Source organism: Variovorax sp. 01T432 (assembly GCF_056398605.1).
Window position 1 is genome coordinate 34,075 of sequence record NZ_JBFTPS010000021.1, and the last position, 11,858, is coordinate 45,932.

Here is an 11,858-nt window from a genome sequence, read left to right on the forward strand (position 1 = left end):
GATCAGGGCCGAAGCGCCTGCGTGAGCTGCGCCAGCGACGCAAGACCCGCGGCGAAGCGAGGCTCCAGGAACGCGGCGAGATTGGGCATCAGGAGTTGCAGCATGCCGATGCCCGCCAGCAGGGTGAGCGGAAAACCCACCGCGAAGATGCTGAATTGCGGCGAAGCGCGGTTCAGGATGCCCATCGCGAGGTTCAGCGTCAGCAGCGCCGTCACCAGCGGCAGCGCCAGCATCAGCCCGCTCGAGAAGATATCGCCGGCGCCGAGCACCAGGAACATCCAGCCATTGGCCGCCAGCGGCGCGTCGGCGATCGGCAGCGTGTGGAAGCTTTCCGCCAGCGCGGTGATCAGCATCAGATGGCCGTCCACCGCCAGGAAGATCAGCATGGCCAGCATGTTCAGCAGGCTTCCGACCACCACGGTCGAGCCGCGGCTCATCGGGTCGTAGAAGGACGCGAAAGACAGGCCCATCTGCAGGCCGATGTATTCGCCCGCGGCCCCGACGGCGGCGAACACGATGCGCATGGAGAAGCCCATCGCGGCGCCGATGACAAACTGCTGGGCGATGATCCACACGCCGGCGCCGGACACGATCGGCACGGCGGGCATCGGGCCCAGCGTCGGCGCGAGAACGATGGCGAGGATCGCCGCCATGCCGACCTTCAGCCGCCGCGGCACCCACATCTCGCCGAAGATCGGCGAGGTGCTGATGAGCGCCAGCATTCGGATGAAGGGCCACAGGAAGGCCACCGTCCACGCGTTCAGTTCCGCCGAGGTGACGGAAAGGATCGAAGGCGTCACGACACGAGTGTCGGAATGCTCGCGAACAGTGTTCGCATGTAGTCGAGCATGCGTTCGAGCATCCACGGCCCGGCGATCACCAGCGTCGCGGCCACCGCCAGCAGCTTGGGAATGAAGGACAGCGTGGCTTCGTTGATCTGCGTGGCCGCCTGGAAGATGCTGATGACCAGGCCGATGATCAGCGCCACCAGCAGCAGGGGCGCGCCCAGCAGCAGCGAAATCTCGATGGCCCGGTAGCCCATGGTCATGACGGTTTCGGGGGTCATTCGGATTCTCCGCAAGCTATTGGTAGAAGCTCTGGGCCAGCGCGCCGATCAGCAACTGCCAGCCGTCGGCCAGCACGAAGAGCATCAGCTTGAAGGGCAGGGCGATGGTGGCCGGCGGCACCATCATCATGCCCATGGACATCAGCACGCTCGCCACCACCAGGTCGATGATCAGGAACGGAATGAAGATGGTGAAGCCGATCTGGAACGCCGTCTTGAGCTCGCTGATCACGAAGGAAGGCAGCAGGATGCGCAGCGGCACGTCTTCCGGCCCCTGCATGTCGGGCACCTTGGCCAGCTTCGCGAACAGCGCGAGGTCGCTCTCGCGCGTCTGCTTGAGCATGAAGGTCTTGAAGGGCGCGATGCCGAGATCGAGCGCCTTTTCGGCGCTGATCTTGTTCTCAGAGAAGGGCTTGTAGGCCTCGCTGTAGGCCTTGTCGAGCACGGGCGACATCACGAAGAAGGTCAGGAAGAGCGACAGCCCCACCAGCACCTGGTTGGGCGGCGATGACTGCGTGCCGATAGCCGTGCGCATCAGGCCCAGCACGATCAGGATGCGCGTGAAGCTGGTCATCGACAGCAGCAGCGCGGGCAGGAAGGACAGCGAGGTCAGCAGCACCATGGTCTGGACGCTGAGCGACCAGGTCTGGCTGCCGCCGGGGCCGGGCGTGCTGGTGAGGCCGGGCAGGCCCTGGCTCCAGGCCGCCAGGGGCAATGCGGCGGCCAGCACAAGGACCGCCCCGCGCAGGCATCGACGAACGAGGAGGTGCATCATGCGTTGGGGCCGGTGGGGCGTGTCTTGCCCGTGAGCGATTCGCGCAGCTTCTGCGCGAACAGGTCGATGGGTTTGCGCAGGGGCGAGTCGGGCATGGAGGAGGCCGTCGCCGACGATTCGGGAACGGCCTGCGCCGGCAAGGTGTGCAGGGTGTTGACCTGGCTGGCGGTGACGCCCAGCACCAGCCAGGTGGCGCCCACTTCCACCACGACCACGCGTTCGCGCTGGCCGACCATGGAACTCGATACCACCTTGACGACCTGCCCGCCGCCGAAGCGCTGCAGGCCGAAGCGCCGTACCAGCCACGCGCAGAGGAAGATCAGCCCCAGCACGACCAGCATGCCGAAGCCCGCCTGCATCAGTCCCGAGACGCCCGCGGCGGGCGCCTGCTCGTGCACCGGCGTGGGCACCGTGGGCAATGCGGCATGGGCTGCGCGGGCGCAGAGCGCGCCCACGTTCGCCAGCAGGAAGGCGGCGCTCGGCCGGCGGCGGATCGTCATGCCCGGCTGAGCTTCTGCATGCGCTCGGAGGGCGTGATGATGTCGGTCAGGCGAATGCCGTACTTGTCATTCACCACCACCACTTCGCCCTGCGCGATCAGGTAGCCGTTGATCAGCACATCCAGCGGCTGGCCGGCCAATCCGTCGAGTTCCACCACGGAGCCTTGCGACAGTTGCAGCAGGCTCTTGATGGTGATGCGGGTGCGGCCGATCTCGGCGGTCAATTGCACCGGCACGTCGAGCACCCGCGCGATGTCCACGGACGGCATGCCGCCGGCGGATGGCGCGGGCTCGGGGATCTGCTGGAAGACCTGGGCGCTCGCGGGCGCCGCCACGGGGGCGGGCGCCGGGGCGGCGGCCGAGGTCTGTTCCGCCAGGGCGCTGGCCCAGTCGTCCATGTCGCTGCCGGAAGAGGTGTTGTCAGTCATGGTCGTTCTTCAAATCGCTGTCTTGGTGGGTGATCATCTGTAGCACGCGCAGGGCGTAGCGGTCGTTCGAGGTGCCGAATCCGCACTCCATCACGGGAATGCCGTCGACCTTGGCCGTGACCGTCGTCGGCAACTCGATCGGCAGCACGTCGCCGACCTGGAGCTTGAGGACTTCACCGATGGTCGAGTCCATCTTCACGAAATCCGCGACGAGCTCGACGTCGGCGCTCTGCATCTGCCTGGACATCTGCGTGACCCAGCGCTTGTCGACCTCGATCTCGTCCTGGATCGGGTTGGACAGCAGGTCGCGGATCGGCTCGATCATCGAGTAGGGGATGCACACGTGCAGGAAGCCGCCCACGGGGCCGAACTCGATCTGCAGCGTGGTGTTGATCACCACCTCGTTGGGCGCGACGATGTTGGCGAGCTTGCCGTGCATCTCGGCGCGCACATAGTCGAAGGCCAGCGGAAACACCGGCTGCCATGCATCCCCGTAGCACTGGAGGGATAGGTCCAGCAGGCGCTTGATGATGCGCTGCTCGGTGCGGGTGAAATCGCGCCCTTCGACGCGCACGTGGTAGCGGCCGTCGCTGCCGAAGAGGTTGTCCACCACCAGGAACACCAGCTTCGGGTCGAACACGAAGAGCGCGGTTCCCCGCAGCGGCTTCATGTGCATCATGTTGATGTTCGCCGGCACCGGAAGGTGGCGCACGAACTCGCTGTACTGCTGGATCTGGATCGGCCCGACCGAGATGTCCGGGCTGCGGCGCATGAAGTTCAGCAGCGAGCCGCGCAGTCCCCGCGCGAAGCGGTCGTTGATGACCTCCAGCGTGTGCATGCGGCTGCGCACCACGCGGTCGGGCGCGCCGAGGTCGTAGGCCGGAAGCCCATCCTTCGGCGGTGCCGGAGTGCTCGTCTGGTCGACGCTGCCGCCGGTGACGCCCTGCAATAGCGCGTCGACCTCGTCCTGGGAAAGAACCTGTTCATAGGCCATGGATCGCGTGCCTGGAGGGGATCACTGCACCACGAAGGTGTTGAATGAAACGCTGGTGATGCCTTGCGCGGGCTGGTCGGCGCTCAGGGGCTTGTCGAGCGTGGCGAGGATTTCCTCGGCCAGCTTGGTCTTGTCTTCGGTCGTCACCAGCGACTCGGGCAGCCGGTTCGACAGCAGCATCAGAACCCGGCTGCGCAGCTCGGGCATGGATTCGGTGATCTGCGCCTTCGCCTTCTCGTCGCGCACCTTCAGCGAGATGCCGATGTGCAGGAAGCGTGGGCGGCCCTCCGCCTGGAGATTGACCGTCAGGGGCTCCAGCGTCACGAAGATCGGCTTCTCGGCCGGTGCCTGCTTGGGTGCTTCCGCGCTGCTCGCGTGCAGCCTGGGGCCCAGCAGGAAGTAGGCGGCCGCGCCGGCGGCGAGCACGCCGACCGCGACCAGGATCGCGATGAGCAGCTTCGACGAGCGGGGCGCCGGGGCGGCGGGGACGGGGATAGCGACGGGAGGACTGGTGGCCATGATGGAGCGATGTAGCTTTTGTTCGGGTCTATTCTTTGCGAACTCCCCGGCAAACGAACGGCTGATCAAGCGTGGAAAAGCGCTTCAGATCCGATCATTGCCGCGCGGCCGGGGAGGGCTGGGGTGGCGGGGGCGATCAGGCGAAGGTGTCGACGCCCGAGCCCGCATTGCGCAGGATGGCGGCGCGTGCGGCGGGCATGGCGTCCGCGATCGCGGACGCCTCGAAACCGCCCGAGCCTGGGTAGCCGGAGGAGCCCGACTGCTGCCTCGACGGGTTCTGCTGGGCGAAGGCATTGCCCTGCCCGGCGGGCTGGCGCGTCTCCGCGCCTACCGAGGTCTGGCCCAGGCTGATGCCCTGTTCGGCCAGCGTCGTGCGTAGCTGCGGCAGCGCGGCCTCGACGGCCTTGCGCACGCTTTCATGGGCCGACACGAACATCGCCTGCGCCTGGTTGTCGCCGATCGACAGCGTCACCTTGAGCGGGCCGAGGCCGGCCGGGTTGAGATTGAGTTCGGCCACCTGGTGGCCGCCGGCCGTCATGCGCAGCATCTGCTGGCCGATCGCCGGGCCCCATTCGTCGCTGCCCACGGGCGGGGCCACCGACAGGACCGGTGCGCGTTCCCCCGCGGCGGCGGGCTTGTCCGTGGCGCTTGCCATGATCTGCGGCGTCGCCGTTGCCGCCAACGGGCTTGTGGTGGGGGCCGGGTCCTGGCCGCCGGCGGAGTTCGTGTTCGCTGCCCGTGCGACCGTGAGCTCGCTGGTGGCGTCCGTCGCCTTGGTGGCGGCGTCCTTGGCCTTCTGCCCATCCTTCGCCGCAGGCGCGCCGTCGCGCGCGGCCGAGGCCGTGCGGTCCGCGCTGCCCGCGGCGCCGGCCGCGGCCGACACACCCGCCGCACTCGCGGCACCAGGGATGGCGGCTGCCGGCGGCTGCAAGGCGGCGCCGATCGCCGACGCTTGCGCGCCGGCTTCGGTCTTGCCCGTGGCCGCGGGCGGCGTGGTCTGGGGCGCCCCTGCCTGTGCGTCGGCCGGCGCGGCGGCCTTGGCCGCGAGCGCCGTCGCCGCCTTGACGATTTCCTCGGCCGTGAGGGGCGCCTTGGCCGCCTCCGCGTCGGATCCAGTGTCGAGGCCGGCGCCAGGCAGTGCCCCGGCCACCGCATCGGCCGGCGACCCGGCCTGCGCGATGGCCGTGTTCGCATTCGCCACGGGTGCGGCGGCGCCATCGGCAGCCGTGCCCGCGGCCTGTGCCGTCGTGCGGGCAGCCGCCGCGGCCGCATCGACCGGCATCTGGGCGGCGGCAAGCAGGGCCATGTTCACCAGGTCGGCCGGAGGATCGTCCTTCTTTTCGTCGGCGGGCAGCATCTTGCGGGCGATCAGCCGTTCGACCACGGCGGCATTCGTATCCTCCGGCGTCTGGTCGGCGGCCGCCCGCGAGCGGTCCAGGGCCGCGCCGAAGCTGCGGCCCTCCGGCTGCTCGCCGGCGCGGCCGCGCGAAGCGGAATTCGATACCGGCAGACCCGAAGCATTCGGACTGACGGGGGGCATGATCAGGGAAGGCATATCGGTTCCTGGGGTTTTCAATGCGTGGGATTGGAGCCGCGGTCGATGAACTTCCGGGCCGATCGTTCGTCGCTGTCGCGTTGCTCGCGTTTGGCCTGCGCCAGCATTTCCTGCTGGCGCGCGCGTTCGGCGAGCGTGTCGAAGGAATTGAGGCGGCGCTTCTGCTGCCGCCAGTCCGTGCGTCCATGGTCGAGCCGGCTCTCGGCCTGGGCGGCGATGGCGCGCTGCTGGTCGATGGCGGCATCCAGCGTGCCCAGGAAGTTCCGGTAGTTGGCCCAGCGCGACGAGGCGAGCCCTTCACGCATCAGCGCGTCGAGCTGGTTGTGGTAGTCCTGGCGGTACTGCAGCAGCAGCTCCAGCTTCTGGCTGGCGCTGATCACGGCCGTCTGCAGCGCGCCCAGGCGCCGCGCGGATTCGTCAGTCTTGTTGCGGGCCAGGTCGGTCAGCATGTCGAGGGGAAGCTTCTGGGACATGGGGCTCCTTCAATCCATCATTTCGATTCGAAGAGGCTGCGCATCTGCAAGGTCGATGCGGCGTAGTCGGAGCGTTCGTGCATCGACTGCTGCAGGAAGCTCTCGATCCTGGGATACATCGCGATCGCCTGGTCCAACTGCTGGTCGTGACCCGGCGCATAGGCGCCGACACTGATCAGGTCGCGGTTGCGCTGGTAGCGCGACAGCATCTGCTTGAAGCGCCGCACGGTGTCGAATTGCGTCGGCGTGATCAGCGAGGTCATGGCGCGGCTGATCGAAGCCTCGATGTCGATCGCCGGGTAGTGGCCCGCTTCGGCGAGCGAGCGCGACAGCACCACGTGGCCGTCCAGGATCGCGCGCGCCGAATCCGCGATTGGGTCCTGCTGGTCGTCGCCCTCCGAGAGCACGGTGTAGAAGGCCGTGATCGAGCCGCCGCGGCCCTGCGCGTCGCGCGCGCCGTTGCCGGCCCGCTCGACCAGCGCCGGCAGCCGCGCGAACACCGAAGGCGGATAGCCCTTGGTGGCGGGCGGCTCGCCCACCGCCAGTGCGATCTCGCGCTGCGCCATCGCATAGCGGGTGAGCGAATCCATGATGAGCAGCACATCCTTGCCCAGATCGCGGAAGTGCTCGGCCAGGCAGGTGGCATAGGCCGCGCCCTGCAGCCGCAGCAGCGGCGAATTGTCGGCGGGGGCGGCCACCACCACTGCGCGCGCCAGGCCTTCCTCGCCCAGCGTGTTCTCGATGAAATCCTTGACCTCGCGGCCGCGCTCGCCGATCAGTCCCACGACGATCACCTCGGCGCTCGTGTAGCGCGCCATCATGCCCAGCAGCACGCTCTTGCCCACGCCGGAACCGGCGAACAGCCCCATGCGCTGGCCGCGCCCGACCGTGAGCATGCCGTTGATGGCGCGCACGCCGACGTCGAGCACCGAATCGATGGGCGCGCGCGACAGCGGATTGATCGGCGGCGAAGACAGGGGAACCTTGCGGGTAAAGTCCAGCGGGCCCAGCCCGTCGAGCGGCCGCCCCGCGGCATCGACCACGCGGCCCAGCATGCCCAGGCCCACCGGCAGCCGCTTGGTGTGGGTGTCGCCGGGCATGCCCGGTTCCGGCGTGCCCGGCCGCGCAAAGACCTTCGCGCCGGGCAGCAGGCCCGCCACCTCGGTCTGCGACATCAGGAAGAGCCGGTCGCCGGCGAAGCCGACGACTTCGGCTTCGGCGTGACGCTGCGGATAGCCCGGGGGCAATTCGATCAGGCAGTCGCTGCCGACGGGCAACTGGAGCCCGACCGCTTCGAGCACCAGCCCGACCGCACGCGTCAGACGGCCCGAAGTGGCGGTGGTCGGGCAGCAGTTGACATCGACGCGCGCCTTGGCGAGCGTGCCGAGCCAGGACTGCAGATGGGGATTGGGAGCATCGGCCTGCGCCGTGGCGGGCTGGTGCGTGGCTTGGATCGGCATCGGTTCAGATTCCCTGTGCGTCGGCGTCGCGACGCAGCGCCGCGGTGACGCTCTTCCAGCGTGTCTCGAGGCTTCCGTCCATCTCGCCGCTGGCGGACTGGACGCGGCAGCCGCCGCGAGCCAGGGTGTCGTCGGCGCGCACCTGCCAACCGGCGATCTGGAGTTCGTTGCCCAGGCTGTTCTGCACCAGCGCCACGTCGTCGGGATGCAGCAGCAGGCGCGGCTCGCCCTGCAGCGCGGGCTCGGCGTTGAGGAAATCGCGCACCAGCGGAAGAACCCACTCCGGCTCGGCGCGCAAGGTGCGGTGCACCACCTGGCGGGCCACGTCGAGCGCGAGCGTCAGGATGGTGTCGGCCAGCTCGGCTTCGGCACGGCGAAGCGCGGCCGGCAAGGTGGCGGCGAGCGCGAGCAGATGCTCCGCATGAACGCTGGCGGCCGCGAGGCCGGCGGCCAGGCCTTCGGTATGGCCCTCGGCATGGCCCCGCGCCCATCCTTCGCTGCGACCCTGTGCTTCGCCGGCCGCGCGCGCCTCCTGGCGCAGGCGCGCAAGCTCTGCCTTGTCGATCGCGGGCGTGGGCGGCGGCGGCGCCGCAGCGGCGCGTTCGAGGGCCTTGCGCAGCGCCGCGCTCGGCACCTTCGCGTCATCGGTGAGCGTTGCCATCTCCCAGCGCTCCCAGGCGGAGAGCGTAGGCTTGGGCGCGGGCGCGGCGGCCGCGCGCGTGGCCGTGTAGAGCGCGGCCAGGCTGGCGCGCGAACCGGCGGGAGCGGGGGCGTTAGACGAAGTCATCGGTGCCCGGCGCCGAGATCACGATTTCGCCGGCCTCGGCAAGGCGGCGAGCGACCTGCAGGATGGCCTTCTGCTCGGTCTCGACCTGCGAGACCCGCACCGGGCCGCGCAGCTCCATGTCCTCGCGAAGCGTCTCGGCCGCGCGCTGCGACATGTTGTTGAGGAACTTGTCGCGCAGTTCCTGCGGCGAGCCCTTGAGCGCGATGATGAGCGAGTCGGATTCGATGTCCTTGAGCAGGCGCTGGATGCTGCGGTCTTCGAGCCCCAGCAGGTTCTCGAACACGAACATCTCGTCGACGATGCGCTGGGCGAGCGCGTCGTCGTGTTCCCGCACATGGGCGATCGCTTCCTCTTCCTGCGTGCTGCTCATCAGGTTGACGATCTCCGCTGCCGTTCTCACGCCACCCAGTCGGCTGCGCTTGAGGCCCTGGCCCGACAGCATCTCGGTCAGCACATCGGTCAGCTCGTTGAGCGCCGAGGGCTGCACGCCGCCGAAAGTGGCGATGCGCATGATGACGTCATGGCGCAGGCGCGGCGCCAGCTTCTCGAGCACCTCGGAGGCCTTCATCCGGTCCAGGTGAATGAGCAGTGTGGCGAGGATCTGCGGATGTTCGTCGCGGATGAGCTCGGCCACTTCGCCGGCCTCGAGTTCGTTGAGCCGCTCGATGCCGCCGTGCGGTTCTTCCGGCTGCAGGATGTCTTCCAGCAGATGGGTCGCCCGGTCGTCGCCGAGCGCCTTCTTGAGCACCGCGCGGATGTAGGTGCTCGAGCCCAGGTGCAGGGCCGACAACTGCTCGGTTTCCTCGCGGAACTCGCGCAACACGTTCGCGAGCTCTTCCTTGGACACCGAGGTCAGCTTGGCCATCGACAGGCCCAGCGTCTGCACCTCGGGCGTTGCCAGATTGTTCAGCGCCGCGGCAGCGCGGTCTTCACCCAGCGCCATCAGGAGGATGGCGCTCTTGCGGGTTCCAAGTTCATTGGTCATGGGAGCTCATCCAGTGCTGGATCAAGGTGGCGACCAGCTTGGGGTCCTGGTCGGCGAGGTGCTGGGCGTATTCCATGTCCGCCCGGTGGCGGTTCGCCTCGCGCTGGCGCAGGGCTTCTTCGGGCGAGATCGTCTCCGCCGGCGGCGCGCTGGACACCACCGGTTCCTCGCTCACCGGAGGTGCCGGCGGGGCGGGCGGGGCCAGGTGCTTGCGCAACACGGGCCGAAGCACGGCGAACCAGGCGAAGAGTGCGAGCGCCGCGATCAGCAGGTACTGGCCGATGGTCTTGGCGAGGTCGATGTTCTGCGGGTCGCGCCAGTAGGGTACTTCGGGCGCCGGACCGTCGCTTTCACGGGCGAACTCGCTGTTGACCACGTTGAGCGAGTCGCCGCGCTCCTGGCTGAAGCCCATGGCTTCCTTCGACAGGTTGCGGATCTGTTCGAGCTCGGCCGGCGTCAGCGCGCGGGTGCTCGTCTTGCCTGCGCCGTCGGTGACGTCGCGATTGTTCACCACCACCGCGACGGACAGGCGCTTGATGCCGCCGGCGCTCTGCTGCACGTGACGGATCGTGCGGTCGAGTTCGTAGTTGGTGGTCGTGTCCTTGCGTGCGCTGCCGGGACCGGTCGGCGCCGTGGTCGCCGTCGTGGCGGCAGCCCCCGGGGCCGCCGGGGCCGCCGGTGCTCCCGGCGCACCTGGCGCGCGGGGCGCCGTGATGGGCGCGGTCGGGTTGATCGGCGGCTGATTCGACAACGCGCCCGGGATGCCGCCCGCCGGCGTGCCGCCATGCTGCGTCGACTCGCTCGACTGCTGGCTGCGGATCGCGGCGCTGCCGGGATTCTGGTTGGGCTGATAGCGCTCGTCGGTGTTCTCGACCACGGAGAAGTCGATGTCGGCCACCACCTGCGCCCGCACATTGCTGGCGCCGACGATCGGCTGCAGGATTGCCTCGATGCGCCGGATGTAGCCCTGCTCGATCTCCTGCGCGTACTTGAGTTGGCTCACGTCCAGCCCGCGCGCGGAGGTCTTGGCCGCCGACAGCAGATTGCCGCGCTGGTCGACCACCGTCACGCTGTTGGCTTCCAGGTCCGGCACGCTGCTGGAGATCATGTGCACGATCGCGCTGACCTGGCCTTCGTCGATGCTGCGGCCGCGCTGCAGCGTCAGCACCACCGAGGCAGAGGGCTTCTTCTGGTCCCGCACGAAGAGCGTCTGCTTCGGCAGCGCCAGATGGACGCGCGCCGATTCGACCGTGCCGATCGACTCGATCGAGCGCGCCAGCTCGCCTTCGAGCGCGCGCTGGTAGTTCACCTGTTCGGCGAACTGGCTGGTGCCGAACTTCTGGTTATCCATCAGTTCGAAGCCCACGCCGCCGGCCTTGGGCAGGCCCTGCGCCGCCAGCTTGAGGCGGATCTCCGGAACCTTGTCGCCGGCGACCAGGATGGAGCCGCCACCTTCGGCGAACTTGTAGGGCACGTTCATCTGCTGGAGCGACGCGATGATCGCCCCGCCGTCGCGGTCCGACACATTGGTGTAGAGCACCTTGTAGTCGGGAGCGCGGCTCCAGAGCATGAAAGCGGCGGCCGCGGCCACCAGCGCTGCCGCGCCGATGATCATCGGCAGCTTCGGCTGGGCACGCATGCGTTCCAGGAGCGGTGGAAGACCGGGCGGCGTCGGCAGAGTGCCCGCGGATGCGGCCGCACTCATGCGAGAGCCCCGGTCACGGCCGTCGGGCCGCAGCGGTCCAGGGTCATGGTGAGGAAAGGGAGTCGTCGATGTTGAGGTGTCATGCCGGATTGCCGGTGATGTCGTCAGCGGGCGTTACGTTTCGAAATGGATTGTCAGCAGCCGTCCCGAATTCGATTGGTCGAACAGCCGGGGTTTTTGCCGTCAGTTGGCCGCATGTGTTCTTGCGGTCCTCGGCTACGCTGAAAGGACGCGGAAGTGCCTGGGCGCTTCCATATCAAGCTGAAAGTTCACACATAGGAAGAGACAGTCATGTCTATTGCCGCCATCGAATCCGTTTTGCAGCAGATGCGTGTCACCGCATTGAATACCGGCATTTCCCCGGCGTCCAGCGAGCCCGTCGAGAGCGGCGGCTTCGCGGCCGAGCTCAAGCGCTCGCTCAACAGCATCAGCGGGGCGCAGCAGGGCGCCTACGCCCAGGCGGAGTCCTTCGAACTGGGCAAGCCCGGCGTGGCGCTCAATGACGTCATGGTCGATCTGCAGAAGGCCAACGTCGCCTTCCAGACCGGCCTGCAGGTGCGCAATCGCCTGGTCAGCGCCTATCAGGAAGTAATGAATTTGCCTGCGTGAGC

The 11,858-nt window shown here is 68.3% G+C and carries 14 protein-coding genes; 1 reads left to right on the plus strand and 13 read right to left on the minus strand.

The genetic code is table 11. From position 1 onward, the window contains the following. Positions 1-2 precede the first annotated feature (2 nt). From fliR to fliF, 13 genes are all read right to left on the minus strand, one after another. Positions 3-788, minus strand: a complete 786-nt coding sequence (gene fliR / locus AC1DNF_RS17215) for a flagellar biosynthetic protein FliR (protein ID WP_478149894.1) — start codon at positions 786-788, stop codon at positions 3-5. A gap of 8 nt (positions 789-796) precedes the next feature. Then, positions 797-1,066, minus strand: a complete 270-nt coding sequence (gene fliQ, locus AC1DNF_RS17220) for a flagellar biosynthesis protein FliQ (RefSeq protein WP_478149825.1) — start codon at positions 1,064-1,066, stop codon at positions 797-799. Positions 1,067-1,082: 16 nt separating this feature from the next. Continuing rightward, positions 1,083-1,841: a flagellar type III secretion system pore protein FliP gene (fliP, locus tag AC1DNF_RS17225; protein WP_478149826.1), complete on the minus strand. Its 759-nt coding sequence runs from the start codon at positions 1,839-1,841 to the stop codon at positions 1,083-1,085. Then, positions 1,838-2,341, minus strand: coding sequence for a flagellar biosynthetic protein FliO (gene fliO, locus AC1DNF_RS17230; RefSeq protein ID WP_478149827.1), 504 nt, complete (start codon positions 2,339-2,341; stop codon positions 1,838-1,840). Before fliO ends, fliP begins: the two co-directional genes overlap by 4 nt. Next, positions 2,338-2,769, minus strand: a complete 432-nt coding sequence (gene fliN / locus AC1DNF_RS17235) for a flagellar motor switch protein FliN (protein WP_478149828.1) — start codon at positions 2,767-2,769, stop codon at positions 2,338-2,340. Before fliN ends, fliO begins: the two co-directional genes overlap by 4 nt. After that, a complete protein-coding gene (gene fliM, locus AC1DNF_RS17240; protein WP_478149829.1) occupies positions 2,762-3,763 on the minus strand; it encodes a flagellar motor switch protein FliM in 1,002 nt (333 codons plus the stop codon). The genes fliN and fliM overlap by 8 nt, the downstream gene beginning before the upstream one ends. Positions 3,764-3,784: 21 nt before the next feature. After that, entirely contained in the window at positions 3,785-4,282 is a 498-nt protein-coding gene (gene fliL, locus AC1DNF_RS17245) for a flagellar basal body-associated protein FliL (protein WP_478149830.1), read from the minus strand. Between the two features lie 136 nt (positions 4,283-4,418). Next, the gene (locus tag AC1DNF_RS17250; protein WP_478149831.1) at positions 4,419-5,837 is read right to left on the minus strand and encodes a flagellar hook-length control protein FliK; all 1,419 of its coding nucleotides are present in this window, start codon (positions 5,835-5,837) and stop codon (positions 4,419-4,421) included. Positions 5,838-5,854: 17 nt separating this feature from the next. Beyond that, a complete protein-coding gene (gene fliJ, locus AC1DNF_RS17255) occupies positions 5,855-6,310 on the minus strand; it encodes a flagellar export protein FliJ (protein ID WP_478149832.1) in 456 nt (151 codons plus the stop codon). 17 nt (positions 6,311-6,327) lie between these two features. Next, entirely contained in the window at positions 6,328-7,770 is a 1,443-nt protein-coding gene (fliI, locus tag AC1DNF_RS17260) for a flagellar protein export ATPase FliI (protein ID WP_478149833.1), read from the minus strand. 4 nt (positions 7,771-7,774) lie between these two features. Beyond that, entirely contained in the window at positions 7,775-8,557 is a 783-nt protein-coding gene (gene fliH, locus AC1DNF_RS17265) for a flagellar assembly protein FliH (protein WP_478149834.1), read from the minus strand. Next, positions 8,544-9,542, minus strand: a complete 999-nt coding sequence (gene fliG, locus AC1DNF_RS17270) for a flagellar motor switch protein FliG (RefSeq protein ID WP_478149835.1) — start codon at positions 9,540-9,542, stop codon at positions 8,544-8,546. The genes fliH and fliG overlap by 14 nt, the downstream gene beginning before the upstream one ends. Continuing rightward, a complete protein-coding gene (gene fliF, locus AC1DNF_RS17275) occupies positions 9,532-11,247 on the minus strand; it encodes a flagellar basal-body MS-ring/collar protein FliF (RefSeq protein ID WP_478149836.1) in 1,716 nt (571 codons plus the stop codon). The genes fliG and fliF overlap by 11 nt, the downstream gene beginning before the upstream one ends. Before the next feature lie 291 nt (positions 11,248-11,538). On the opposite strand from fliF, the gene fliE reads away from it, so the two are divergent. Continuing rightward, positions 11,539-11,856, plus strand: a complete 318-nt coding sequence (gene fliE / locus AC1DNF_RS17280; RefSeq protein WP_478149837.1) for a flagellar hook-basal body complex protein FliE — start codon at positions 11,539-11,541, stop codon at positions 11,854-11,856. Positions 11,857-11,858 lie beyond the last annotated feature (2 nt).

Coding starts and splice junctions, on each gene's coding strand:
- fliL (WP_478149830.1), bottom strand. CDS start 4,282: ATGGCCACCAGTCCTCCCGTCGCTATCCCCGTCCCCGCCGCCCCGGCG.
- AC1DNF_RS17250 (WP_478149831.1), bottom strand. CDS start 5,837: ATGCCTTCCCTGATCATGCCCCCCGTCAGTCCGAATGCTTCGGGTCTG.
- fliG (WP_478149835.1), bottom strand. CDS start 9,542: ATGACCAATGAACTTGGAACCCGCAAGAGCGCCATCCTCCTGATGGCG.
- fliE (WP_478149837.1), top strand. CDS start 11,539: ATGTCTATTGCCGCCATCGAATCCGTTTTGCAGCAGATGCGTGTCACC.
- fliM (WP_478149829.1), bottom strand. CDS start 3,763: ATGGCCTATGAACAGGTTCTTTCCCAGGACGAGGTCGACGCGCTATTG.
- fliF (WP_478149836.1), bottom strand. CDS start 11,247: ATGAGTGCGGCCGCATCCGCGGGCACTCTGCCGACGCCGCCCGGTCTT.
- fliN (WP_478149828.1), bottom strand. CDS start 2,769: ATGACTGACAACACCTCTTCCGGCAGCGACATGGACGACTGGGCCAGC.
- fliI (WP_478149833.1), bottom strand. CDS start 7,770: ATGCCGATCCAAGCCACGCACCAGCCCGCCACGGCGCAGGCCGATGCT.
- fliQ (WP_478149825.1), bottom strand. CDS start 1,066: ATGACCCCCGAAACCGTCATGACCATGGGCTACCGGGCCATCGAGATT.
- fliO (WP_478149827.1), bottom strand. CDS start 2,341: ATGACGATCCGCCGCCGGCCGAGCGCCGCCTTCCTGCTGGCGAACGTG.
- fliP (WP_478149826.1), bottom strand. CDS start 1,841: ATGATGCACCTCCTCGTTCGTCGATGCCTGCGCGGGGCGGTCCTTGTG.
- fliJ (WP_478149832.1), bottom strand. CDS start 6,310: ATGTCCCAGAAGCTTCCCCTCGACATGCTGACCGACCTGGCCCGCAAC.
- fliH (WP_478149834.1), bottom strand. CDS start 8,557: ATGACTTCGTCTAACGCCCCCGCTCCCGCCGGTTCGCGCGCCAGCCTG.